General features: G+C 44.7%; 21 protein-coding genes. 6 read left to right on the top strand and 15 right to left on the bottom strand.

What is annotated here, in order from left to right; translation table 11 throughout:
• Window positions 1-19: 19 nt before the first annotated feature.
• From fucP to ACEN82_RS23490, 4 genes are all read right to left on the bottom strand, one after another.
• Window positions 20-1252, bottom strand: a complete 1233-nt coding sequence (gene fucP, locus ACEN82_RS23505) for an L-fucose:H+ symporter permease (RefSeq protein ID WP_413321352.1) — start codon at window positions 1250-1252, stop codon at window positions 20-22.
• Between the two features lie 13 nt (window positions 1253-1265).
• Entirely contained in the window at window positions 1266-2189 is a 924-nt protein-coding gene (locus ACEN82_RS23500; protein WP_413321353.1) for an ROK family protein, read from the bottom strand.
• 21 nt (window positions 2190-2210) lie between these two features.
• Window positions 2211-4115: a glycoside hydrolase family 97 protein gene (locus tag ACEN82_RS23495; RefSeq protein WP_413321354.1), complete on the bottom strand. Its 1905-nt coding sequence runs from the start codon at window positions 4113-4115 to the stop codon at window positions 2211-2213.
• A gap of 437 nt (window positions 4116-4552) precedes the next feature.
• A complete protein-coding gene (locus ACEN82_RS23490) occupies window positions 4553-5269 on the bottom strand; it encodes a hypothetical protein (RefSeq protein ID WP_354484628.1) in 717 nt (238 codons plus the stop codon).
• A 54-nt stretch (window positions 5270-5323) separates the two neighbouring features.
• On the opposite strand from ACEN82_RS23490, the gene ACEN82_RS23485 reads away from it, so the two are divergent.
• Window positions 5324-6040, top strand: coding sequence for an SAM-dependent methyltransferase (locus ACEN82_RS23485; protein ID WP_129567934.1), 717 nt, complete (start codon window positions 5324-5326; stop codon window positions 6038-6040).
• The gene (locus ACEN82_RS23480; RefSeq protein ID WP_413321355.1) at window positions 6037-7647 is read left to right on the top strand and encodes an FAD-dependent oxidoreductase; all 1611 of its coding nucleotides are present in this window, start codon (window positions 6037-6039) and stop codon (window positions 7645-7647) included. Before ACEN82_RS23485 ends, ACEN82_RS23480 begins: the two co-directional genes overlap by 4 nt.
• Window positions 7648-7737: 90 nt before the next feature.
• On the opposite strand, the gene ACEN82_RS23475 is transcribed toward ACEN82_RS23480, so the two are convergent.
• From ACEN82_RS23475 to aspS, 8 genes are all read right to left on the bottom strand, one after another.
• Window positions 7738-9699, bottom strand: coding sequence for a T9SS type B sorting domain-containing protein (locus tag ACEN82_RS23475; RefSeq protein WP_495644026.1), 1962 nt, complete (start codon window positions 9697-9699; stop codon window positions 7738-7740).
• Window positions 9700-9892: 193 nt separating this feature from the next.
• A complete protein-coding gene (locus tag ACEN82_RS23470) occupies window positions 9893-10834 on the bottom strand; it encodes an acyltransferase family protein (RefSeq protein ID WP_413321357.1) in 942 nt (313 codons plus the stop codon).
• A gap of 81 nt (window positions 10835-10915) precedes the next feature.
• Window positions 10916-11617, bottom strand: a complete 702-nt coding sequence (locus tag ACEN82_RS23465) for a LytR/AlgR family response regulator transcription factor (RefSeq protein ID WP_413321358.1) — start codon at window positions 11615-11617, stop codon at window positions 10916-10918.
• A 3-nt stretch (window positions 11618-11620) separates the two neighbouring features.
• Window positions 11621-11806 carry a hypothetical protein gene (locus ACEN82_RS23460; RefSeq protein ID WP_413321359.1) on the bottom strand — a complete coding sequence of 62 codons (186 nt, stop codon included), beginning with the start codon at window positions 11804-11806 and terminating at the stop codon, window positions 11621-11623.
• Window positions 11807-11989: 183 nt separating this feature from the next.
• Window positions 11990-12589 carry a MiaE family protein gene (locus tag ACEN82_RS23455; protein WP_413321360.1) on the bottom strand — a complete coding sequence of 200 codons (600 nt, stop codon included), beginning with the start codon at window positions 12587-12589 and terminating at the stop codon, window positions 11990-11992.
• Between the two features lie 208 nt (window positions 12590-12797).
• Window positions 12798-13253: an FKBP-type peptidyl-prolyl cis-trans isomerase gene (locus ACEN82_RS23450; RefSeq protein ID WP_413321361.1), complete on the bottom strand. Its 456-nt coding sequence runs from the start codon at window positions 13251-13253 to the stop codon at window positions 12798-12800.
• 79 nt (window positions 13254-13332) lie between these two features.
• Window positions 13333-13797, bottom strand: a complete 465-nt coding sequence (locus tag ACEN82_RS23445) for an FKBP-type peptidyl-prolyl cis-trans isomerase (RefSeq protein ID WP_413321362.1) — start codon at window positions 13795-13797, stop codon at window positions 13333-13335.
• A gap of 63 nt (window positions 13798-13860) precedes the next feature.
• A complete protein-coding gene (gene aspS, locus ACEN82_RS23440; protein ID WP_413321363.1) occupies window positions 13861-15606 on the bottom strand; it encodes an aspartate--tRNA ligase in 1746 nt (581 codons plus the stop codon).
• Window positions 15607-16077: 471 nt separating this feature from the next.
• On the opposite strand from aspS, the gene ACEN82_RS23435 reads away from it, so the two are divergent.
• From ACEN82_RS23435 to ACEN82_RS23425, 3 genes are all read left to right on the top strand, one after another.
• On the top strand, window positions 16078-18531 hold the full coding sequence (locus ACEN82_RS23435; RefSeq protein WP_413321364.1) for a TonB-dependent receptor: 2454 nt from the start codon (window positions 16078-16080) through the stop codon (window positions 18529-18531).
• A gap of 69 nt (window positions 18532-18600) precedes the next feature.
• Window positions 18601-19233, top strand: a complete 633-nt coding sequence (pnuC, locus tag ACEN82_RS23430) for a nicotinamide riboside transporter PnuC (protein ID WP_413321365.1) — start codon at window positions 18601-18603, stop codon at window positions 19231-19233.
• 323 nt (window positions 19234-19556) lie between these two features.
• Window positions 19557-20648 carry an acyl-CoA dehydrogenase family protein gene (locus tag ACEN82_RS23425; protein ID WP_413321366.1) on the top strand — a complete coding sequence of 364 codons (1092 nt, stop codon included), beginning with the start codon at window positions 19557-19559 and terminating at the stop codon, window positions 20646-20648.
• 326 nt (window positions 20649-20974) lie between these two features.
• Here the strand turns inward: ACEN82_RS23425 and ACEN82_RS23420 are convergent, their stop codons facing one another.
• The gene (locus ACEN82_RS23420) at window positions 20975-21511 is read right to left on the bottom strand and encodes a YfiT family bacillithiol transferase (protein WP_090532080.1); all 537 of its coding nucleotides are present in this window, start codon (window positions 21509-21511) and stop codon (window positions 20975-20977) included.
• 90 nt (window positions 21512-21601) lie between these two features.
• On the opposite strand from ACEN82_RS23420, the gene ACEN82_RS23415 reads away from it, so the two are divergent.
• Window positions 21602-23431, top strand: coding sequence for an FAD-dependent oxidoreductase (locus ACEN82_RS23415; RefSeq protein WP_413321367.1), 1830 nt, complete (start codon window positions 21602-21604; stop codon window positions 23429-23431).
• Between the two features lie 799 nt (window positions 23432-24230).
• Here the strand turns inward: ACEN82_RS23415 and dinB are convergent.
• Together dinB and ACEN82_RS23405 are read right to left on the bottom strand one after the other, a co-directional pair.
• Entirely contained in the window at window positions 24231-25349 is a 1119-nt protein-coding gene (dinB, locus tag ACEN82_RS23410; protein ID WP_090532825.1) for a DNA polymerase IV, read from the bottom strand.
• 398 nt (window positions 25350-25747) lie between these two features.
• Window positions 25748-26914, bottom strand: a complete 1167-nt coding sequence (locus ACEN82_RS23405) for a toxic anion resistance protein (RefSeq protein ID WP_413321368.1) — start codon at window positions 26912-26914, stop codon at window positions 25748-25750.
• Window positions 26915-26946: the final 32 nt, after the last annotated feature.

Below are 26946 nucleotides of genomic sequence, written 5' to 3'. Positions count from 1 at the left end.
ATTCTCCGGGCGCTTTCCATTAATGCTTAACTTTATAAAATTTGGCACCGAATAAAAAGATCACTGCGTAGCAGATGATCGGAAGGTAATATGCATGAGCCACGCTATGGTTGGCTATCAGACCCATTACCATTGGAAATACCGCGCCGCCTACTACCCCCATCGCTATAAAAGATGAAGCCTGTTGTGTATGACTGCCCAGGTTTTTGATCCCCAAGCTAAAAATGGTGGGGAACATAATGCTAAAAAAGAAGTTGATCATCAGCAGGGCGATGTATGATGTCCAGCCCAGGCTCTGTGCAACTATCAGGCACATTAAGATGCTGCCGCAGGCAAATGCCGCTAATAATTTATTGGGTGCGATATAGGTCATTAACGAAGTGCCCACAATACGCCCTAACGCCATCATCCCCATAAAAATAATCATAAAGTAACCGGCCTTTTCATTACTGAAATGCATAATATCCACACCGTAGTTGATAAAATATGCCCAGGTGCCGGCCTGTGCCGCCACGTTAAAAAACTGTGCCGTAACCGCCCATACGAAATGCGAATGCTGATATAGTTTTTTTGACGGCTCCACGTCTATGTTAACCGCATCAGGATCGATGGCCGAAGTTTCTGCATGAGGATCTGTTAAAACCGGAATTTTCAAAAACATAAAAGCAACTGCTATAAGTATAATCACGCAGCCGATGGCCACATACAGCGCTTTTACTGAGCTTAGGTCGGTTGTGTGGATAGCTTTAGGTCCGAATAAAAAATACGTGCCAATACCGGGACCAATCATAGTACCCAATGCATTAAAGGTTTGCGCAAAATTTACCCGCTGGTCGCTTCGGCGCTGATCGCCCAGGGCAGCCGCAAATGGATGCGCAACAGTTTCTAAAGTAGCCATACCGCAGCCCATAATAAATAAAGCTATCCTGAAAAAAGTAAATGAAGCCGCGTTGGCCGCAGGCACAAACAGGAATAAGCCCGAGGCAAATAAAATCAGCCCCAGGATTACGCCGGGTTTATAGCCAAACTTCTTTAAAAAATATCCTGCGGGGATACTCATAATAAAATAAGCCCCAAACATGGAGAACTGGATTAAGCCGGATTGGGATTTGGAGAGATTAAGCACATTTTGAAAATGCTTGTTCAGGATATCGCTCATGGAATGCAGTAAGCCCCACATTAAAAATAGTGAGGTTACAAATACAAAGGTTACGATGAATTTTTTCTCGGTAAAAGCTGGTTTATTGGTCATATTGTTATTAAAATTAATTACCCGGATGATTGGCGTTAAATAAGATATTAAGTCCTCGCCTGCTATCAAAAGCCGTAGCAGCACCCATCAGCGCCGCGTCTTCTCCCAATAAAGCTAATTTTATTTTTAAACTTTCAGCATATGCTGTTAACCTGATGGTAAGTTCATCCAGAAACATGCCCGACGCTTTTGCAATATTGCCACCGATAACAATTACATCAGGACCTTCGGTTTGGATAATATCCCGGAGGAATAAAGACAGGTTGACCGTAAACTCATCAAAGATGTTCCGGACCACAGCGCTGTGTTTGGACATTGATATCAGCGCGCTCACCCCGGTAGCAGACAGCCCGGTTATTTCATGATATCGCCGTAAGAACCATCTTGTTGAGAAACAATCATCTGCAATGCTATCTTTATAAGGTCCGCTGCCCAGGTTTAAATCGTTCACAATACCATCAACACTCAAAGCTGAACCAAATCCTGTGCCCAGCGTAAGCCCAAGAACCTTACGGGAGCCGGTGCCTGCTCCCGCCACAACTTCCCCTTGTAAAAATGCTTCGGCATCATTTCGGAACAGGATATCTGCAGCATCTATCCTCAGCTCTTCCGACAGGTATAACTTAATATTTAAACCATAAATGGCCTCATACTTATGCAGGTCTTTGATCAGTGAAATCCCATTTTCATAATCAAATGGGCCAGGCATGGCCAGGGCAACCTGCTGAGCCGGAGATCCGAATTTTTCATAAGCCTGTGTTAATGCTTCCGCCCAGGTTTTAAGTATTTCAGTTGCCGTTCCATGGGAGTCCACAGTTAACCTGGTACGGGTATCTTCAATGATCATTTTTTTTTCCAGATCAATGACCGCTGCCGTAATATGCGTACCGCCGATATCTGCACTGATTACATAATTATTTTTATTCTGTTGGCTCATGTATGCTATATATATTATGGATTATTTTTCCGGGGTAAGATACACCGCCTCGCCGCCTGATGGCAGCAGGGCAAATTTTAATACTGTTTTACTATTAACAGTTTTACTGCTGACCCTAACATGTGTCTCAGTGTTCACCGATGGGTCATCGCTGTAAATAGTCGCTTTATACTTTTTACCGGGCTCTAAAAAATTTAGGTCAAGTTTAATTTCACGTGCATCATTGTTGGTGATAATGCCTACAAACCAATCTTTTCCGCTTCTGCGGGCTGTAGAAATGTATTCGCCGGGTGTTCCCTGCACTATTTTCGTTTCGTCCCATGTGGTTGGGATCTTGTCCCAAAATTCCAGTTCGGGCTCATTATGCTCCGCCGAAGGCTTATCATACCAATACAGCGTTTGCAGCGGGCTGTAATAAATTGCGGCCAGCGCTAATTGATGGGCATGAGTAGTTTTAATACGTTTATCAAAATAACAGATGGTATAATCGGCTGCTCCGGCAATGTACCGCGTAAAAGGCAGCACGGTATTGTGCGTAGCATCGGGCATTTCCTCGTTACCACGGATCCCTTCGGCCGACATCAGGTTTGGCCAGGTACGCTGCTCGCCGGTTGGCCGCCAGTCGTCATGAATGTTTACCATGATCTGGGCAGCTGCCGCCTGCTGAATTGCCTTTTCCACCCAGGTTGTCCAGCGGTGGGATCCCTGCTGCACAAAACCAAATTTTACGCCTTTAACTCCCCATTTATGGTAGATGGTAAATAAACTATCACTTTGAGCTAATAAACCCTGCTGATTAACATATAACCAAACACCAACACCCTTATCCTTGCCATATTTGATTATACCGGGCAGGTCAAAATGAGGTATAGCAACCTTGGTAGCATCCGAGCTGAAGCTAAACGCCGGTCCGTACCATTTCCAATCAAACAGAATATATTGCAGGTTATGCTTTACCGCGAAATCAATAGTTGTTTTTGCATCATTTGTTGTCAGGGCCATTGCCCGCATGATCTTACCGGGTTTAATCCAATTGGTATTGGCTATTGCCGATGACTCATTAAGATTCAATATCATATAATTATGTTCAATCAGGTCACCCGGTTTTTCAGCTATTATGATTGCCCGCCATGGTGTGCCTACCGGCGAGATGAGCTGCGCCCCGCCAAACATAGAGGTTACCAGGGTAGATGGTTTATCGGCACTCAGCTTAAATTTGGTGCGTGCATAATCAATTAGTTGTGCTTCCCCCAGCGCTGCAAAAAGGCCGTTAGGTAATTCGATGGTTAATGGCCGTTCGCTTTCGCCGGGCCAGTTTTTTAGCGGCAGTTTGTAATATGGCGCTTGTGCCCAATTGGCAAACCAGGCTTGGGTGCCTTCAGGCAGGTGAAACTCGGTATTTTCCGCAGTGATGTTGTAGTAGGTTCCTTTAGGGTTTTCGGGGAAATAATACCGGAATGCAACCCCCTCGTTATAAACCCTTACCTGAACCTGCATCACATAAATGGGATTGTCATCCTTTACCAGCGTAATATTCATTGCGTTGTAATGATCCCGGATCATAGCCCGCTCTCCGGTAACTGGTGCCCATGTGGTATCATGCCGGGATGAATCAACTCCGGTGGTCAACAGGTTTTCGCACCAGTTTTTATGCTGATCTACCTTCAGCGCCATTGCTTTTTCTGAAAGGTCATTATCCAGTTGCAGATCGAGGACAGACTCCAGAATTACCGGTTTGTTTTTATAATCCACGCTATAGTACACGGCACGTTTCCCGGCCTCAACTTTTTGACGGAACCTGAATGTTATATTTTTATCCGGCGACCGAAGGCTAAGTACAGAATCTGTTATTCCCTGTCCCCGAACCACACTGATAAAGCAGCTTAACCATAAACCCGTAATCAATATTATTGCGTTTTTTTTCATGTCAGCTAGTATTTATCCAGGTAAGACAAATAATTTCACGATTTATAATCATATGAAAAGCAATTAGCAGTAATAATTATAAAGAGGATTCGGATCTTACTGATAGATAGTATATTACAGATAGGTAAGGGTAGGTAAATAGGAGCTAAAAAAGTGAGAGCCTGACCTGTGCGAGCATGTGCAAATTGAACCGGACACTTTTAACCGCCCATTGGCAGCCTTCAAGGTTGAATTTCGGCCCATGGTATGATTCTCCTTCCGGAGAGTTCATCAAACTCTCATCTTAAATGCCCGGGCTTGCCATAAGCTCTTAACGTTGCAAAAGCCTAACCGGGAGGAGCGTTGTTTCATGCACGATTCAAGGTTTGCCCGATAGGTAAACGTAATGGGCAACAGTGCCACCCTTGCTTCCTGAATAAAAATAATTTGATAAGCACTTACGCAGCATTCGAAATATACTTCACCAGGCTTCTTTTGGCCACCGGCAGCAGCGTTTGCTCAAGCGGAAAAGTGATATCGCTGTGTACGTAATAAACCGCAGGATTGGGCATAAACTTGTTCCGGTTTATGAGATGCAGTTTAATGCTTTCGGGGGTATTGGTGATACTTTGCTCGTAGGCATCAACAAAAGCTACGTTAATGCCGCGGTATTTATCATCCTTGCCTTCAAAAATAGTGATCTGGTACTCGTAGATCCGGTTGGTGCGTTCCTTGCCATTCTGTAACGAAAAATAACCGTGATAGGGCATTAAAGGGATAATGCCCACCGGATCAATATTCACATGGCTTTCTACAAAATCATAAATGTCCCTGCCGGTTTTTATAGCCGGGTCCATTTTGCCTAAGGCATAGGTAATGATCTGCTCTATCTCCTGCATGCTTTGATCATCCATAATGATCTTTTGATAGGTAAGCTTTACGGCGTCGATATCAGCCTGTGTTAAGCGTTGCGGAAAAGCCTGCTGTAACAGCGATTTATTCTTTTTAAAATCGATGAGGTTATTGTAATGAAATATCAGGTCGGCCAGGTTGGGATATAACCGGCTGTTATCGAAGTGACTGTTAATCTCCTGAAGGTAACTTAACAGGATATATTTTTTGTATTCAAAATCAATATGACCTTCAATAAACCAGTTTGCGCCTAATTGCCTCATTTTTCAGACTCCTTTTGATAGCTTAAATTAAACAAAAAACACCAACTTTGCAATATGCCCTATGGAACCCTTTATTTAATTCCCGTACCGCTGGCCGATGACGCGGCTGCAAAATCATTTACACCATACCTTACTGATACCATAAACAGTATCAAGGAGTACATCGTGGAGAATGAAAAAACCGCCCGTCGCTTTTTAAAAGAGGCCGGCTTGAAAACCCCGCAAAGCGAGCTTTTGATCCATGATTATGGCAAGCATAACCGCGACATGGGTAAGGCTGACTTTTTTAAAGGCCTGCAAGCAGGTAATGATGTGGGTTTGATGAGTGAAGCTGGCTGTCCCGGTGTTGCTGATCCCGGTGCCGAGATTGTGGATAAAGCCCACCGCATGGGCATTAAGGTTGTACCCCTGGTTGGCCCAAGTTCTATTTTGCTGGCGCTGATGGCTTCAGGCTTCAGCGGACAAAGTTTTGCATTTCACGGCTATCTGCCTATTGATAAGGTGCTTCGTGCTAAAAAGATCAAAGAGCTGGAAAGCACAGCCATAAAGCTTGATCAAACCCAGCTATTTATCGAAACACCTTTCCGCAATAACCCCATGCTTGAGGAGATCCTGAAAACAGGCAATCCCAAAACCAAGCTTTGTATAGCCTGCGACCTGACCGCTGCAACCGAGTTTGTGCAAACTAAAACCATTGCCGAATGGCAAAAGAAAGTGCCTGATCTGCACAAGCGCCCAACCATCTTTTTACTCTATCACGGCAATAAATGACCATAAGCCAGCAGCATACCCCGGTTGTAATAGTAGGCGCGGGCCCATCAGGTTTGATGATGGCCGCCCAGCTTTTGCGCTATGGTGTGCAGCCGGTAATTGTTGATAGCAAGCAGGGACCAACCACCCATTCAAAGGCGCTTGCAGTTCAGGCACGGTCTATGGAGATTTACCGGCAGATGGGCATTGTCGATAAAGTGCTCAATGATGGTAAACGGGGAGGAGGTGTACAGTTTAACCAGGACGGTGAAGAGGTTGCCAGTCTTTCGCTTGCCAATGTTGGCGAAATGCAAACGGCTTTTCCATTTATCCAGATGTACCCGCAGAGCAAAAACGAGCGGTTATTGCTGGATTTTATTACCCTCAACTGCTGCCCGGTATACTGGAACACATCGCTGCTGTCACTAAGCCAGGATGCTGATAAGGTAACACTGAAACTGCAAAGCGGCGAGGATAAAGAAACCATTACCTGCGATTGGCTGGTTGCGGCAGATGGTGCCCATAGCACTGTGCGCAAGCAACTGAATATTCCTTTTAATGGGGATACCTACCAGCACCAATTTTATTTGGCCGATATAAAAATAAACGCCGACTTTGGCGATAAGGTTAACCTGTTCCTCTCAAAAAAAGGTTTCGCGGGCTTTTTTCCCATGCCCGATGAACGGAGTTATCGTGTGGTAGGCAGCCTGCCCGATGAGTTTGATAAAAAAGACGAGCTTCAAATTGGCGAGGTGTTACCTCATTTGCGGGATGTAGCCCAACAACAGATCATTGTTGAACATACCAACTGGTTCACTACCTACCGTCTGCATCACCGCATGGCCGATAAATTCAGGCAGCAGCGCTGCTTTTTAATTGGTGACGCCGCGCATATCCACTCGCCGGTTGGCGGACAGGGAATGAACACCGGCTTGCAGGACGCCTATAACCTGGCCTGGAAACTGGCAGGTGTGGTTAATAACCAGCTTAAAGTATCGGTGTTAGATAGCTATGCGCAGGAAAGGATGCCGGTAGCAAAAGAGCTCCTTAATACTACTGACCGGATCTTTAAAATGATCCTGTCGCATAACTGGTTTATTAACTTACTAAAGAAATATTTGCTGCCTATTGTTTTAAAATGGGCATGGGGGAAACCCAACCTTCGCGAAGCTTTTTTTAAACGGGTATCGCAAACCGGTATCTCCTATCGCGACAGCACCATAAACCTTAACTTAAGCCATGCCGGCCAGATCAAAGCAGGCGACAGGCTGCCTTACCTCAAAGTGTTCGACGAAAAACGGGAGGTGGAAACCGACCTGCATGAATGGTGCAGCAAACCGGGTTTTACGCTCATCTGCTTAGGCAAGCTCAAAGAGCTCGACCTGTTTACCATCGCCAAATGGATAACCCAAAACTATGGGGCCAGTCTCAACTTTTTTTACCTGCCGCCTTCGACAAAAAATCAACACATTTTCGATGCTTTCGCCATGAAAGAAAACCAAAAAAAAGCGCTCATCACCCGTCCGGATATGCATATCGGTTTTTTAAATGATGTGGTGGATATTGATATGATGGATAATTATTTGCTGAATGTAGCGGGGGTGAAGTCCATAGACGATGGTCAATAGTCCATAGCTCTTGAAGTTAAAAGTCACCTGTAGAAGTCAAAGCCTCATTTCTGTCACATTTACCATGGACTATCGACTATTGGCCATGGACTAATAAACCACCATCACCCAGCCGCTCATTACATTCCCATTCTTCAAATCTATTACATAATAATATGTTCCTGACGGAATACCCTGGCCGTTAGATCTGCCATCCCAGGCTTCAGGATAGCCTGTGCTTTTAAACACCAGTCCGCCATAGCGGTTAAATACCTGCGTTGTCGAGGTTTGGTAAGTATTCAACGCCTCTATCGCCCAGGTATCATTAACCCCGTCACCATTGGGTGTAAAAGTATTGGGGATAACTACTTTTTTATAAACACGCACAAATACCTGGTCGGTTGCTTCGTCACCGCAGCCTGAGTTTGATACCACGTGCAGGGTGTAGGTGATATCTTCCATTGGTGAAGCTGTAGGCGTAAGCTCAAGGCTGCTGCTCAGGTTATCGGTCGGTGTCCAGTAATAGCTTACGTTGGTTCCTTTGGTGCTGCCGTTAAGTGTTGTTGACTGGCCCTGGGTAATGTACCTGTTGGGCCCGGCATTGGCCACAGGCTTTTTTATAACATCTACTTGTACTGTGGCTGTCGAGATACAAGTGCCGTTACTTACTGTTACAGTATAAAGTGTATTATCTGTTGGGCTGGCTACCGGGTTAGCGATACTGGCATCTGAAAGGCCCGTTGCCGGCAACCATGAATAGGTTGAGCCTCCGCTGGCATTTAATGTAACCGAACTCCCCTCGCAAATTGGCTCAACAGCATCAACAGCCGCAACGGGCTGGGCGTTTACTACAACCGGCACCGTTGCTGTGACTTGGCAACCTGATGATGACTTAACAATAACTGAGTATGTACCCGCAGCAGCAGCAGTAACGTTATCGATAGTTGGGCTTTGAATGGCCGATGTAAAACCATTTGGCCCTGTCCATTGATAGCTCACCCCGGTTGACGCACTTAGCGTTAACGTTGTGCCTGCGCAAACCGGTGTATTGGCCGTTGCTGTTGATTGAGGTGGTGCGCCAACCGTAAGTGTAAGCACATTTGATGCAGACCGGCAAAGTGCCGAATTAATATTACCCGCCTGCGCCGTTACTGCCCGGTAGTAATAAGTACCAGCCACTGATGGCGATGTTATCTGGTAATTTGAACTGGTGCTGTTTGCTCCGGTAAGATCCGTCCAGGCCCCACTGCCGTTTTTGTATTGCCATAAAACGGTATAGCCACTGGGGATGGTCGTATTGAGTGTATAGGTCTGCGGAACATTTGAACAGGCCGATGCTGTATTGGCTGAGCTTGAAGTGCTGAAGCTGGCCTCTATCACAGGACCATAAGGTCTGAAAACAATATCATCAATGGCAAGGTCATTGGCAGGGGCACCGCCGGCGCTGTTATTGATCATTTTGATCACCACATCGCCGACACCAGCCGGTAGTGTAAAATTGAACGACTCCTGCACCCATTGATAATTGTTGCTTGTGCGGGCAATAGTGCCGGTATTAAAGCTTTGAATAATTGTTCCGTCAGTTTTTTCGATGGCGAAAGTGATGTTAGGCGGGCTGATATCATTGCTTCTTAACAAATTCACTACCCAGGCCGAAAACTGGTAAGTTGTATTAGAGCATAAACCGGTAATGGTGCGCTTATAAAAATAGTCGGTTTTGGATACGCTGGCATTTACCACCATCATATAGCCGCCTGTGTTGCCTGTATGGTCTGTGGCCGACCACCAGACATTGCCTGCACCCGCGGTAGTATTTTCAATGGTATAAGAGCCGTCGCTGGGGAAATTGGCACTGCTATATGTATAACTGGTTGAGCCTGAATCGGCAGGCAAGGCACCCGAATGTGTTGAACTGCCTGAGCCAAAGGTGATGCTCACCACAGGATCGCCAAGGCTTTGCGCGTTTGTTTTACGAACTAATAAAATGAGAAAAAAGCTGATTAGGGGGAGTAACTTTTTTGCTTCCAACGGAATACTGTTTTTAAAAAAGCGCCTGCATGTAACTACTAACATACAGACGCTACTATCGCAACTATTATGAAAAGGGGTATTAATAAACCATTTATGGGGTTATAATTGGTTTATGATATAAATATGGGGACAAAGCCGGGTTTCATCAATAATGTATCGATGAATAGCGCTTTTGTATTGGTGAATGTGAAAAGGAGTGGAAAATAGTTTAAAACGCCTGTAAATAACCGGTTAATCAGTATCTGATCCGTTTGGATAACCGTAAACAGGGCAGCTCCACCAGGCGATAAAACAGGTAAGCAAAACTGATACTCACAGCAATGCCTGTTAAAAATTCAAACGCCCTGAATCCAAATGTTTTTGGCAGGTGCATACCCATAAAAGCTACAAGACTACTCCCAACAACATCATGAGTAAGGTATAGCGAAAAAGAGATTTTGGAAAAAAACGCAATAACCGGATAGCGTTTTAACGGCAGTATTAAAAGGACAAGTGCCAGAAGGCCGGCAGCCATAGGAAGCCACCCCGCACTATAAAAACCATAAGCGCTTACAGCTACACCGTATATCGAAACTTCAGCTACCCCCTTTTTACCTGTAAGGTACAGGTAATATAATATCCCAAGAGCAAAAAAAGGAAAAACGTTTAACAGTGTTGATCCGGGCACGGGTATAAATAAAGGCAATAAGCAAATCAGGGGCAGGGAGATGGCGCCCCATTTTTTTATAATAATTGGAAAGAAAACGCCGATGAACAGGTAATATTGAAACTCAATCCCCAGCGTCCAGTAAACGGGGTTCAAATACGGGCGACCAATAAAATTGTTGATATAAGCTAAGTGGGTTAATATGTTACTGATATCAGGCCGATAATTTGCGTTTAATAAATACCCGGCCAAAATGGTCAATAATATGGAGGCTATGTAAGGGGGCTCAATGCGTGTAATTCTTTTTAAAATGTATTTGGGAAATAAGGCCCAGCTATAATTTTCAGGAATAGCCCAGCAAATTATAAAGCCTGACAGCAGGAAAAACATTTGAACGCCCAGCCAGCCATAGTGCAAGCCGGGCAATGATTTGCCGCCAAGATGAAACAAAGCTACTGCCAATGAAGCTATTGCCCTGATATAATCAACCTGCTGAATATGTTGCCTTGTTTTATTGTTTGCTAAAGTCATTTATATAAAAGCTAAATGCGTAAAGCTTAAAGTCAATTGATTAATTTTATTGATAAGCCAATCAAGAGAATTGCGTTCATTTTACTTCTGTTTTGACCAGTTGCGTGCAAAATCATTATAGCTTTCGCTTACCGGGAGCTCAACATTTGTAAGCCGCACCTTACGGTTTTGGATAGACCGGATCTTATTAACAGGTACGATATAGCTGCGGTGAATGCGCTGAAATTTGGCGGAGGGCAATTTCTCCAATACCTTTTTCATGGGTATCAGCGTAAGGACGGTTTTATCATTAGTGATATGGATCTTGATATAATCCTCCATACTTTCAATATATTCAATAGTATCCAGGTCTATTTTAACCATGCGGTATTCGGAGTATACATACAGGCTTTCTTCAGCTTCGTCGTCGGTGGGCTTGTTTTTGTACTTGTAGTAATCAATGGCCTTTTCAACGGCTTTGGTAAAGCGTTTAATATCTATCGGTTTTAAAATAAAATCAATCGCTTCCAGTTCAAAACCCTCATACGCAAACTTTTTATAGGCGGTAGTAAATATTACCATGGGTTTTGCCTGCAAAGAGCGCACAAGGTCAATGCCGGTAACATCGGGCATGTTGATATCAACAAAAAGAAGATCTATTGGGGTGTTTTTTAAAAATTCGGCGCCGGCTATAGCATCTTCAAAAGTATTAACCATTTGCAATGCCGGGAAGCGTGATACATATTCGCTTATAAGCCTTAAGGCCAGAGGTTCATCATCAATGGCGATACATTTAAGCACCATAATTTAAGTTTGTAAAGTAAGTTGAACAATATACTCATTATTCAGGCTGCTTATATTTGACAAATGCTTGCCGGGATATAAATGTTCCAGGCGCTGCTTGGTGTTGTTTATGCCGATGCTGATACGCTGGTAATCTTTGTCGTACACCAAAGACCCAGTTTTTGCAGTAAAATGAAATATTGCGTTCATTAATATTAAACCTGATATCAATAGCAGCAGGTTAGCGCTTGCTTACGCCATATTTGTACTGGCCCCGGTATTTAAAAAAACAGCGGAAAGGCCATGAACAGTCTTAAGCTAAAAGTCTGTAGTCTTAAGTAGCAAGTGAAGCTTACAGGTCAACACGTCAGAGCTTCGATTCAGACTCAAAACTTACCCATGAATAGTTTCACCCTTACCGTAGTTCTGAATTACCTGGGCTTCATACTCCAGAAATTGTTTCCAGCGGGCTTCAACATCAATTTCTTCAGCGTATTTTTTGGCCAGCCGAATAAACATGGAGTAGTGGGTTGCTTCGCTTACCATTAGTTCGTGGTAAAAAGTTGCCAGTTGTTCATCATTAATATTTTCGGACAGCACTTTGAAGCGTTCACAGCTCCTGGCTTCTATCATAGCCGAAAATAGCAGCCTGTCAATCAGCTGGGCTTCGCGGCCACCGCCTGTGATGATAAATTTTCTCAGCTCGTTCACATAGTTATCCTTCCGCTCGCGGCCGAGGAGATAACCGCGTTCCAATATAATATCATGTACGCGTTTAAAATGATCCATTTCTTCCTGCACCAGTAGGGCCATTTCCTGTACCAATTCGCTCAGGTTGGGGTTTTGAACAATAAGCGTAATGGCATTGCTGGCTGCCTTTTGTTCACAAAAAGCATGGTCGGTCAAAATTTCTTCAATATTGCTCTCGACCACGTTTTTAACCCAAAGCGGATCGGTAGGCAACTGCAGTTTTAGGATGGTTTTCTCACTCACAGCACAAAGATAGTTTTTGGAGGTGAAAGGTTAAAGGCGAAAGGTAAAAGGTATTTTTACCGTGGAGATAAAAAAAATGAAGACCATCTTTGCGGGATAGCCTTCGTTATTGGCGCTTGATCCGGTATGAGTGCCGGTTGCCGTGTTCAGCACATCATGCCGGCAGTAAAAGCCATAACGGCTAAGTTTTTCTATATCATTAATTAAATCAACTAAAACTAAGCAGATCAATTGTAAATACCAAAACCGAATTTGCGGGAATGCTTCCGGCCGCACTGTTGCCGTAGCCTTCTCTTGAGGGAATTACCAAAATAATCCGACCGCCGGTTTTTACATACGGCAGGCCCGATTGCCAACCCTTGATAAGGCCCTGCAGGCTTTGGTTAATGGTGCCCGAGTCAAATGTAGTTCCATCCAATAGTTTGCCGGTATAAGTTACTTTAACGGTCGATTTAATGGTTGGATTTGCACCTGTTCCCTGGGTTACTATTTTGTAATAAACACCAGAGCCATCAGCTGTAGCATGAAAAGCAGTGTCAGTACCGATATAAGCTTTAATAGCGGCATCATCCGTGGCTGCCTGTTTTGAGGCGTCGAATTTGTCTTTTGAGCATGAGGTGAGGATCACCAATGGGGCGAATACGAATAATAGAAATTTCTTCATTAGTTAATAGTTCTGTTTGGATTAATTTGACGCGCAAAAACTACAGAACGCTACAATAATTCAACTTATTTTGGGAAGATTAGTTAAATTCTGTTAAATCGACGGTGAATACCAATACCGAATTTTCGGGGATACGGCCTACGCCATTGGCACCATAGGCAAGGCCCGAGGGTACAATGAGCAATATGGTGCCGCCCTCTTTTACCAATGGGATGCCTATTTGCCAACCTTTGATCAAACGGTCTAACGAGCTTGAAAAACCGCTTGCTTTATCAACTGCCATATCATTTAACAATGCGGCGGTATAATTTACAGTGACTAACGAATTTTCGTTAGGATTCCTCCCCTTACCTTCGGATAAAACCTGGTAATAAATACCGGAGGGGTGTTTCTGCACTTTGAGCTGAGGGTTGGCCTTCAGGTAAACGCGGATCAGCGAGTCATCTGTTTGGGCTTGTTTAGCCCGGTTTAATTTCGCTGAGTTATCACATGACATCATCAGTGTAATGATACCCGCACTTAGCAACAAAAGAATTTTTTTCATGATGGGGGGCCAAATAAAAGCCCCCTTTGCAATAAAGGAGGCTCAATTTATGTTTTGGGTTGATTAAACCGTTGTTTTTATTTTTAGTTCGATCATTTGTGCTTCGGCAATGGTTGATGGCGAATCGATCATCACATCGCGGCCCGAATTATTTTTAGGGAATGCGATCACGTCGCGAATTGAATCCAAACCTGCAAATATCGATGCCAAACGATCGAAACCAAAAGCGATACCACCATGCGGAGGTGCTCCATATTCAAAAGCATCCATCAAAAAGCCAAACTGTTTTTGTGCTTCCTCCGGCGAGAAACCAAGGTGCTTGAACATCAATGATTGCAAGCCGCGGTCGTGGATCCGGATAGAGCCACCACCAATTTCGGTGCCATTGATCACCAGGTCATAAGCGTTAGCGCGTACTGCACCTGGTTCAGTATCTAACAAGGCAATATCCTCGGGTTTGGGTGAAGTGAACGGATGGTGCATAGCATGATAACGGCCACTTTCTTCGTCCCACTCCAGCAACGGGAAGTCAACGACCCATAGCGGCGCAAAAGTATTTTTATCGCGCAGGCCTAAACGGTTGCCCATTTCCAAACGTAGCTCATTCAGTTGTTTACGCACCTTATCAGCACCACCGGCCAGGATCAGCATCAAATCGCCTTTTTCGGCATTGAAAGCAGCAGCCCAGTTGGTCAGCTCATCTTCACTATAAAATTTATCGACTGATGACTTCAGGGTGCCATCCTCATTGTAACGGCAATAGATCATGCCGGTTACACCGATTTGCGGGCGTTTTAACCACTCGGTAAGCTCATCAACCTGTTTACGGGTATAACCTGCGCAGCCTTTGGCGTTGATGCCAACAACCAGTTCTGCATTATCAAAAATGCTAAATCCTTTGCCTTTAACAATATCATTCAATTCAACAAACTCCATCCCGAAACGCAGGTCGGGTTTGTCAGATCCGTATAAACGCATAGCCTCTGAATACAACATGCGCGGCAGTTCAACCAAATCAATACCTTTTACAGTTTTGAACAGGTGACGGGTTAGGCCTTCAAAAATATTCAGGATATCTTCCTGGCTCACAAACGAAAGCTCGCAGTCGATCTGGGTAAACTCTGGCTGGCGGTCGGCACGCAAATCCTCATCCCTGAAACATTTTACGATCTGGAAATAACGGTCAAAGCCGCTCACCATCAATAATTGCTTAAAAGTTTGAGGTGATTGTGGCAGAGCGTAAAATTCACCTGCGTTCATGCGGCTTGGCACCACAAAGTCGCGCGCACCTTCCGGGGTCGATTTGATCAGTACCGGGGTTTCAACTTCAATGAAATCAAGCTTATCTAAATATTTACGCACTTCCTGCGCCATCTTATGGCGAAGTACCAGATTGTTGCGAATAGGGTTACGGCGCAGGTCGAGGTAGCGATATTTGGCACGCAGTTCCTCGCCGCCATCGGTTTCGTCCTCAATCAGGAACGGCGGCAGCTTGGCGGCATTAAGTACTTCAATATCAGTAACGGCAATTTCAATTTCGCCGGTTGGGATTTTGGTATTCTTGCTGGCCCGTTCAATTACATCACCGGTAACTTTGATCACAAACTCACGACCAAGCCCGCGGCTTTTTTCGCGCAGGGTAGCATCTGTATCTGTGTTAAATATCAATTGGGTTAAACCATAACGGTCGCGCACGTCGATAAAAGTGGTACCGCCCAAATCGCGCGATTTTTGTACCCAACCGCATAAAGTAACGGTTTGGCCTAAATGGCTGATATTTAATTCGCCGCAGGTATGAGTTCTAAGCATAACAATGTTTTATAAAAGTCTGCAAAAGTAGGGTTTTAGTTGGAAGTCTGGAAGTCCGAAAGTCGGAAAGTCCGAAAGTAACAGGATTCTTTCTGCATAATCTATAGGATTACTGGCTTTTGAGTGCAGATATTCAGCTTTCGGACTTCCTGACCATTGACTTTCGGACTTAAATCCTATCTTTGCCTCAATAATTCTCAAGGGGTGCCTTGCTTTGGTTGCAAAACAAACTGCAGATTGTTTTACCAAACTGAAAGACGGGCTGAGATCATACCCAGGGAGTAAGTCAATAAGTACTAAGTTTTAAGCCTTAAGTCAAAGCGACTTTGGACTAACGACTTCCGGCTCACGACTTCCTCCCACACCTGATCCGGATAATGCCGGCGGAGGGATAAAGGTAAATAAGTTAAGTGTACTGCCGCGTTACCCTGGCGCGCAGATGGTTTAACTCAATTTTTGTTTTACAACATTTTGAAAAATTTATTTGTGGCTGTTATGGCCCTGTTGTTGCCTGTTATGGCATCGGCCCAGCTTTCCATTTCGGGGAAAGTGACCAATCAATCCGGCGAAGCATTGCCTGGCGCAACTATTACTATTTTAAACCCGCAGCAAAGCACCGTTACCGACGCTGCAGGTAAGTATAGTTTTAACGATCTGAAAAAAAGCAATTATACCGTTAAAGCCAGCTATATCGGCTATCAACCTTTAACCAAAAGTGTTACACTTGCTGCTAATCAATCAATCAACTTTTTATTGGGCGGCAGTACATTTACTGCTGATGAGGTTACTGTAACGGCTACCCGCGCAGGCAAAAACTCGCCTACAACCTTTACCAATCTCAGCAAAAAAGATCTCGAAAAAAACAACTTCGGCCAGGATCTGCCTTACCTGCTTAACCAAACGCCATCGGTAGTGATCAACTCTGATGCAGGTACAGGTATAGGTTATACAGGGATCCGGATCCGCGGGTCGGATGCATCGCGCATTAACGTAACCGTTAACGGCATTCCTTTAAATGACGCGGAAAGCCAGGGCGCATACTTTGTTGATCTGCCCGACTTCGCATCATCTATCAACACCCTGCAAATCCAGCGTGGTGTGGGTACCTCAACCAATGGAGCAGGTGCCTTTGGCGGTAGTATCAACGTACAAACGGCTACTCGCAGGGATACCGCCTATGCTCAGCTCGATAACTCGGCAGGTTCATACGGTTCACTAAAAAACACCGTAAGCGTAGGGACTGGCCTGCTTGGCGGCAGGTTTAGCATAGATGGTCGCTTATCTCGCATCCGTTCCGACGGGTATATCGCCCGTGCATCGTCCCGGTTAAAATCATTTTTTGTAAGCGGTGCTTATTATGGTGATAACAGTACTTTAAGATTAAACGTGTTCTCGGGCCATGAGCGTACTTACCAGGCCTGGAACGGCGTTGCCGATTATGTAATAGGCGATGATACCCGCCCGGATAACCGTACTTATAACGAACTGGGAGATATGGGTAACGGAGCCTTTTATAAAGACCAGGTTGACGATTACCTGCAAAACCATTACCAGTTGCTATACGATAAAAAGTTTTCGGATAAACTGTCGTTCAGCGGGGCCCTGCATTACACTCATGGCGAAGGATATTACGAAGAGTACAGGAAAGGAGATGCTGTGAGTAATTATGGTTTATCACCTGTTATTTATGGTACCGATACCATTTCAACCACTAATCTTGTTCGCAGGCTTTGGCTTAATAATGATTTTTATGGTGTTACTTATGCCTTAAAATATCAGCCTACTACCAAACTGAACTTCAACCTTGGCGGCGCCTATAACGAATATAAAGGTGCGCATTATGGTAATATTATTTCTGCCGAAGAAAGCATAGGCGTTGGGCCTAATTATCAATACTATCGTGATGATGCTAAAAAGAAGGACTTTAATATTTTTGGCCGCGCCGAATGGCATGTAGACAAATTTTTGTTGTATGTCGATATGCAATACCGTCACATTAATTATTCATTTTACGGTATCGACAAAAACCTGAATAATGCCCAGCAAACAGCGCAGTTAAACTTCTTTAACCCTAAAGCAGGTGTTACTTACCAGTTTAATGAGCACAGTAATGTGTATGCCTCCTTTGCGGTGGGCAACCATGAGCCCAACCGCGATGATTATGTCGACTCGCCTCCGCAAAACCGGCCGAAACCAGAAAACCTGAAAGATTTTGAGGCCGGCTACCGCTTTAGCTCACCTGTTTTTAGCGGGGAGTTGAATGGTTTCTACATGCTATATAAAAATCAGTTGGTATTAACCGGCTCATTGAATGATGTAGGCAGCCCGGTGCGTACCAACGTAAAGGACAGTTACCGAGCGGGTTTGGAGTTTAGTGGAAAAGTCAAAATCACTGATCAGTTAAACTGGAGCGTTACCGCAACGCTCAGCACTAACAAGATTAAAAACTATCACCAGTTTTTCTCTAATTATGACGATGGCTCACTGGTTGAGGAAACATTTTCCAAAACAGATATTGCCTATTCGCCGTCATTCACTGGTTCAAGCGTAATCAGTTACAGCCCTGTTAAAGGGGGAGAAATTGCTTTCATCAGCAAATATGTAGGCAAGCAATACTTAGATAATACCATGAACCGTAATCCCGAAGGTTTTGGCATAGCACCTGATAATGCTGCTAATCCTTATGCTGCCAACCGTTTGCTGAACAGCTTTTTTGTGAACGATGTGAGGTTGAGGTACAGCTTCAGTGTTCGCTCAGTTAAAAACATAACTGTTGGTCTGCAGGTTAATAATATCTTCAGCGAGAAGTATGAAAATAATGGGGCTACCTACCCGGATATTGAAGGAGGACATGTAATTAACTACAACTATTACTTCCCGCAGGCGCCCCGGAACTTTATGGCATCGTTGAGTCTGGGATTTTAATGGGCACTAATTTTATATCGACACAAATTTTACGAATTGGATCGAATTTCACGAATTGAAAATTAGGATATGCAACACTGGCTCGACCTGTTCATTGAACAAATAAAGGAAACCACCTGGCTGCAATGGCTTGCTGTTGCGCTGGGTGTTACCGAGGTGCTGCTGGCCCGCGTAAATAACATATTGTTGTACCCGGCAGGAATATTGGGTACGGCCATCTCGATATTTCTGCTGATGGAAGTTCATTTGTATGCCGAATCGGTACTGAACGGCTACTACATTGTAATGAGCGTTTATGGTTGGATCTACTGGGTAAAGAAACGGAACGAGCCTCCGGTAAAAATTACCTACTCCACCAAAAATGAATGGATAATAAGTTTGGCGATCAGCATTGTGGGTTGGGTGGTATTTTATTACATGATCAAAAACCTACCTGCTAAGTATTTTACACCGTCAAACGTGCCCGGCTGGGATGCTTTGGTATCCTCTACCGCCTGGGCAGGTATGTGGTTGCTGGCACGCCGTAAAATGGAGAATTGGATTTTTTTGAACATTTCCAACTTCTTCGCGGTGCCGCTTCTGTTTTACAAAAAGCTGCCTATGTTTGCCATGCTCACTATCTTCCTGTTTATTATAGCGATATGGGGGTATTTTGAGTGGAAGAAACAGGTAGAGGCAGAGCGGGTGGCGGTTGGAGATTAGGGGTTAGGAAAAATGTTCAATGGCCAGGTTGTACCAGGTGTTCAATTTTAAAAAGTGTAAACACCCGGCGTTTTTTGAAAAATAAACATGGTTGATAATCAACGCTTTGCGGATTGATTAAAATTCAATTTTAGTCAAATTGAATGCCTTGGTTCTGGTAATCAGTGCTTTGTGTTTTTAAGGAGCCGAAACATTGAACACCCGTTTTTCAAAAATTGAACACTGACAATATACTGTCAGTATCTTTTGTTATCCTGATGGTAAATTGAGTATTGTCTGTTACGCTTTAAGCCTTTTGCTTTCAGCTTTAAGCTAAATAAAAAATGCATCCATCACAAAATTTAAAACCCGAATGGGTTGATATCATCCGGAAAGATGCTCCTGCAGCCGAACAGGCCGGCAAGTTGCAGCCCGATCAGCTGGCGCTTATTTATGAGCAGGGCTGGTTTAAATTTTTAGTGCCGCAGGCTTATTCCGGTTTGCAATTGGCGTTGCCGCAAATGGTACGGCTGGAAGAAAGTTTGGCCTGGGCCAATGGCAGTTTGGGTTGGGTTGTGACCCTTTGTGCAGGCGCAGGTTGGTTTGGTGGATTTCTGGATCCGGCTTTAGCTGCAGAGATCATGACCAATCCGCAATTGTGCCTGGCAGGTAGCGGCGCATCAACAGGTACAGCTACCATCAGTGGTGATGGTTATATGATCAACGGTACCTGGAAATATGCCAGCGGTGCACATCATGCCACACATATCACTGCAAATTGCATCATTAAAAAAGGCGATGACACTGTTTTGAATGATGAGGGCGAACCGCTGATACTTCCTTTTGTTTTCGACAAAAAAGATGTTAGTATTTTTCCGGCCTGGAAATATGTTGGCATGATGGCTACCGGAAGTGATGCCTATGAAGTAAAAGACCTGTACGTTGATAAAAATCGTTGTTTTAAGATCGACCCGCAGTATACGGTTGTAAACGAACCTTTATACCGCTACCCCTTTCTGCAATTAGCCGAAGCAACGCTGGCCGCTAACCTTTCGGGATTAGCTGTTCATTTTCTTGACCTGTGCGGACCGGCCTTTGATGAACGGATGAAAAACCCGCGTTTAACCGAGCCGCAAAAAGGATACATTCAACAACTTCTGGCCGATCAGATCATTTTACTCGATGAAGTCCGCGCCGAATTTTACCAGGCTGTTGATAGCTCATGGAACAACTTTGACTCGGATGATAATGATGGCTTACAGGAAGTAAGTTTAATGAGCCGGAAGCTGGCCAAAGTTTCGCGCGAAAGTGTGGATAAGCTTTATACCTACTGTGGTTTATCTGCCGCCAACCCCGATACGGAAATTAACCAGGTATGGCGGGACCTGCATACCGCAGGTCAGCATTCGCTGTTAACCTTTGAATCGATTGATTAAAAGATATTCAGTTAGCTCGTTCGTAACCCCGTAAAAAAATCGGAATGACATTTGAAATTTATTTAAAGATGGTACATGGGGCTGCGTTAGGGATGGGAGCGGATACCGGCCTGTGGCTAAGGCCTTGTGCAGTATGAGCGTACAGCCCGGGCCGCAGGCAACGCCCATATTTATAAATCAATTAAAAAACGCACCCGATAATCAATAACTTACATTTACGTCATAACGTCCCTTCAGAGCCTCTCGCAGAGAGACCCTGAGGGAACATAAACTTGATTCCGGTAAAACACACCTTTCACCTTTTACCTTTATCCTTTCACCTCAAATCAAACCTTCGCAAACTTCTTCACCGTTTCGGTTACATGTGCCAAATGGTGGTTGCTGTGCCATGCGTACAGGGCCAGTCCTTTTTTCAGCGATATCGTTTCGCCCGAGGCCGGGTGAACAAATGTGCGTGCCCATTCGTTTTCGGTGAAACTTTCAAACAGGGCTACAAAATGCTGATGGATGCCTTCCAGCATTTTTAATGATGGCTCAACCGGCAGGCGATAATCTGGTAGTAGCGCCCAGTCGGCCTCTTCATATGGCTTTATAGTTGGGTTATTTTCAGTAAGGGCAAGCTTAAAGCGGGTAATGGAATTCATGTGGCTATCGGCCAAATGGTGAATCACCTGGCGTAGTGTCCAGCCGCCGGTGCGGTATGGCGTATCCAGTTCCTGGTAATTAAGGCCGGCAATTGCATGACGCAGCTTCCCCGGCAGGGTAGCAATATCTTCGATCCAGCCGCGCATATCTTCGGTAGTGTAAGAAGCCGGGGGCGCAAACTTCCCAATAGGGTATTTCATTTGTTCGTCTGTCATCATAAATGTTAAAAAAATTTAAATTAGGTATTATTTTATACTACCACAAGCTTTTGACCTATTTTAGCGTTCTGTAGATTGTTAATTTAACTAATGATAAAAAAGTTACTGGCGGTACTTTTAGTTTTTAACTGTACGCTATCCTTTGCGCAAACCATTAAAACCGATATATTAGTTGTAGGCGGAAGCGCAAGCGGAACAGCCGCCGCCATACAGGGTGCACGAAGCAAACTAAAAACCATGCTGGTTGAACAAGGCCCCTGGCTTGGCGGCAGCATGACGGCTGGCGGGATGTGTATAATTGAAGGTAACCGCAATTTACCAACAGGCATCTGGGGCGAGTTCAGGCGCAGGGTAAGGGATTTTTACAGCAAAACCCCGGGTTATGATACGGCTTACAATGCTACGCTAAGATTTGAACCTTATACCGGGGCGGCTATCCTCAAAAAAATAACCGATACGGTAAAAAACCTCACTGTAAAATTAAACACCCCATTTACAGGTATTAAAAAAGATGGCACCGGCTGGGATGTAACTATTACCCTCGACGGGAAAACCGCTACAGTAAAAGCTAAAGTAGTTATTGATGCTACCGAAACCGGCGATGTGGCTGCCAAAGCAGGCGAAACCTACGTTTATGGTTTTGAGGGTAAAAAGCAAACTAACGAAGCCCTGGCTCCTGATAATGAATCGGCACAGTTGCAGGACCTTAGCTGGATTGCTATTTTGAAAGATTTTGGTGCCGCGGCTGATAAGACCATTGCCAGGCCCGATGGCTATGATGCCGCGGCGTACACTTGTCTTAAGGGTAAGAATATTAAAAAAATGCTTGATGATGGCAGGCTGCCCAATGATAAATACATGATCAAATGGGCCGGATGCGGAAACCAGTTCCCAGTTGCCCCTGATAATTTAAAGCCGGAAAACCGGGAAGCTTTTTATGCCAAAGCACGCTTGCATACTTTAGGATTGATCTACTATCTGCAAACCGAACTGGGCTACAAAAACCTCGGTTTGGACGAAGACTTTACTACCCCCGATCATTTGCCATATCTTCCATATTTGCGCGAGGCAGGTCGCGCGACAAAAGGTTTGGTGAGGATGATGCTGGATGATGTGTACAAACCTTACGACCGCGAATCAAAACTTTACCGTACAGCCATTGCCGTTGGCGATGCCTCGCCGGGGCAGCATTATACAGATGCCAATGCTCCGAAAGTTATTTACCCGCCTTTTCCCGCCTATGGTGTGCCGCTGGGAGCTGTTGTGCTGAAGGATTTAGACAATTTACTGGTAACGGAAAAAGCTATGTCGGTAACCCATTTGGTAAATGCCAGTACCATGTACCCATCCGTACAAATGGCCATTGGTCAGGGTGCCGGCGCTACTGCCGCGTTTTGCGCCTTTTTTAAAACCACCACCCAAAACCTGAACGTGCGGATAATCCAGGGCGAGCTGCTCGACTTTAAAGCCTGGATCATGCCCTTTGCCGATATTAAACCAACTGATCCGTATTTCCGGGCCATGCAACAGATAGGGGCTTCAGGGTTATTAAAAGGTGTACAAAAAGCAGATGGCAATACCGCGCGTTTGTTATTTCAGCCTGATTCCTTAGTTGCCACAGCCGAAATCAAACCAACGCTGGAAGAGATTTATACCCGGGGCTTTTTATGGTTTAATAAAGAGAAGCCCGGCCCGGTGTTCACGGTAGGAAACCTATTATCGTTTATCAGCGAAACTACGCTAACCGATCCGCATACTTTGGAGATTGCCATGCAAAAGGCCTGGAAAGATCAATATAAATTCAGTTCTGCTTTTGATATGAAACGGCCGGTAACCCGTCGTGAATTTGCTATACTGGCCAACAGGTTTTTTAATCCTTTTGCACGGTCGGTGGATATTGCGGGGAGGATGGTGAATTGACGATCATTTAAAAATATCATTTTGACCTAAAAAGAGAAGTACTGTTCGACGTCTCTGACTTCGAATTAAGTATGCCTGTAGTCTGAGACGACAGAACCCAAAACATTTCCTGTAGTTACAAACTACAAATATAATGGTCCAAAGTCAAAGACTTCGGGCAGTGGGGGTGACATGATTGAAACGGGTGTCATGCTGAGTGATTTGAATCCGTTGGATTCTGAAGGAGCAATGACATCTCCTCCACGTCATTGCTGAGTTACGAAGCAATCTCTTATAGGCAGACAAGGTGCTTAGTGGTATTGAACTTACATCGTCGCGCTCTTGGCCGCGCGGGGCCAGATACTTTTGTCTTGACACAAAAGTATCCAAAAAGTCAAGTCAGCAGATAGGCTTCTTTGCGCTCACCCACTCCACAACCCGTCGCGCCGGCCTTTGCCCTGCAAAACGGGCAGAACCACGGGCTGCAATTATTTTGCCCCGCTACGCTCGCGCTTTCCCAATGCTTCTGCAAAAACTTGCTATGCCCCTTCCAGCGCTCAAGGCCACCATTGTTCTGCCCGCTTTCATCCGAAGCTTACCTGCTGACGGGAACATTCTTTATTTATTATGTCATGGGTAGGCTCTCGAAGCATGGTGGGCTGGGCCTCTGCGCGCGAGTCTTCGACAGGCTCAGGGTGACAGGCCCTCTTTTGTCATTTCGCTTTGAGAGCCCGCCGGATTTAAACGCTACTCATGACAAAAAACAGGTAATGATAAACTGTCTCGGCAATCGTTAACATGCCCCTGCAGAACCAAGTTTTTATAACTCCAATTCCAACTGATCTCCCGGCCCAAGCTCTTTATCATCCCGCTGCTTAACCGGCAATTCGCCAAAGTTTGAAAGCGAAATGCCCAACAGCCGCACTTTTACATCATCAACACCTGTGGCAGCCATCAATTGTTTGGCCGTATGGCTGATTGTTTCCAGATCGTTTACCGGTGTGGGGAAGGATTGATTGCGGGTGATCTGTTTAAAATCGTGGTATTTTACTTTGAGGGTAATGGTGCGGCCTTTCAATTCATATTTAAGCAGCCGGTTATGTACCGTGATCGCTATTTTATCCAGTTCAGCCTCCATTTCCTCAAGAGTTGTCAGGTCATAAGCGAAAGTATCTTCGGCGCCCAGTGATTTGGTTTCGCGGTGGGGTTGCACTTCGCGGTTATCAATGCCGCGCACTATCTGGTAGTAAAATTTGCCAACCTTGCCAAAGTGTTTTACAAGGTCACTTTCTTCCATTCGTTTCAGATCGGCTCCGGTGTGCAGGCCCATCTGTTTCATTTTTTGAGCTGTTACCTTACCCACGCCAAAGAATTTTTCGACAGGTAACTGCTCCATAAAGTTCTCGATACTTGATGGGCCGATGAATTTCAGGCCGTCTGGCTTATTAATATCAGAGGCTATTTTGGCTACAAATTTATTGATAGACACTCCTGCCGATGCGGTGAGCTGCAGTTCGTCTTTAATAGCCTGTTTGATAAGTTTGGCTATTTCGATGGCCGAGCCGATGTCCTGCTTATCGTTGGTTACATCCAGGAAAGCTTCATCTAAAGAGAGCGGTTCTATCAGGTCGGTATAACGGCTAAAGATCTCCCGGATATGCTGTGATACCTCCCGGTATACATTAAACCTTGGCCTTACAAACAAAGCATGCGGGCAAAGCTGTAATGCTTTTTTCGATGACATTGCCGACCGGATGCCAAACTTCCTGGCCTCGTAACTGGCGGTGGCCACCACACCTCCCCGACCTTCGGGCAAACCGCCCACCACCAAAGGTTTACCCCGGTATTCCGGAAAATCCCGCTGCTCAACCGACGCGTAAAACGCATCCATATCAATATGGATAATTTTACGATGGGTATTGGGTGATTGCTCGGTCATGGTGATAAGAACAAATATAGGCGGGTTGCAGGTTTGCTGCAATTGAGCTAAGGCTGCAATTGTGGGGATTGAGCAGAAAGTGGCTGGATATGCTCGAACAGCTTCCATTTTATAAACCGCTTAAAGAGCAGAAAAAAGGAAGGTCCAAAACAGGAAAATTATAATTATTTGATAATCAATATATTAAATGCTATCTTTAGGTGTAAATAAAAAGAAAGGCAGAACCCTTCACCGGTCTGCCTTTCAAAAAAATAGAAATAAAACTATGAGAGCAAAAATACATATAGTTTGCCTTTACGGGCAAACTATATTCTGCCCTCAATCTCAAAAAAACAAACTCATTTTTATTGCTTTCGCTTAAATTGACGGTTATGCCCGGAAGGGAGTTGGGTGGGGCCTTAACTCACACTCGTTACCGTTTTCTTCAGTTCTGTTTCCAGGTTTTGAAGCTCGGTATTTAACGTGCGGCGATTGGCCGTGCCTTCATCGTGGATCCGTTTTACCTCAGTAAGGGTTTCAATAAGAGATGAAGTGGTCTTTTTCAGTGTATCTAACGATACTACCGTTTTTTCATTTTCGCGGGCTACATCAATACTGTTTTGTTTCAGCATTTCGGCATTCTTTTGTAAAATTGTATTGGTGGTATCCGAGATCTTTTTCTGCATCTCCACATTCTCTTTCTGACGGTTGAGGGCAACAGCTATGGTGAGCTGGTTTTTCCAAACCGGGATTGTGGTTGATACAATAGACTGTGCTTTTTCGGCAATGGTGGTATTGTTGTTCTGCACTACACGGATCTGTGCCAGCGATTGCAGCATAATAAAGCGAACCACTTTCAGGTCGGCAAGGCGTTTATTAAGGCGGTTCACAAAATCGCGCAGATCGGCAATTTCATAGTCCTGGTAGCCTGTCGGGTTACCGTCCATCACAGCCAGTTTTTCGTTAAGCTCATTGTATTTGAGCTGCCCGGCAATGATCAGGTCTTCCATTTGCTTGATATAAGTAACGTTGCTGTCAAACATGGTTTGCAGCGAGCTGTTATCCTTTAACGAATTAACACGGCCTGCCTTGATCTTATTGGTGATCTTATCGATGTTATTAACCACGGTATCGTATTTCTGGAAAAGCTTTTTGGTATCAACCACCAGCTTTTTCATGAAGGGGATATGTGATATAAATGAGGTGAATGCGTTTTGGTTCAGCTCGTCAACGTCAATATAATTAAGCTCGGTAAGTAACTCGTTAATCAGCCCGCCTACCTCGCCAGAGTTATAGGTACGTACCGAAGTAAGGAAGTTGTTGCTGTATTTCTCCATGGAGTTTTGTACCTCAACACCATAGTTCAGTATCGAGTTAACATCGGCTGGATTGATATCTTTCCCCATTTCACCGTACTTTTGTAGGTCCTGGTTTGGTATAGCGTCAAGGTTTACATTGCCCTGCTTATCTACCTTCATAGGCACATTGCTTGTCGGTGAAGCTGCCGCCGGAAGATCCAGATTGGTTGGAGTGATCAGCGGTGGTATATTCAGATTTAGTTCATCATTGTTTGGTGCACTTTCCATAATCTTATTATTAATGATTTAGTAGTACTTAA

It is taken from the genome of Mucilaginibacter sp. Mucisp73 (assembly GCF_059491465.1).
Note: the sequence above shows the minus strand (reverse complement) of the source record. Positions and strands in the feature narration are given on the sequence as shown.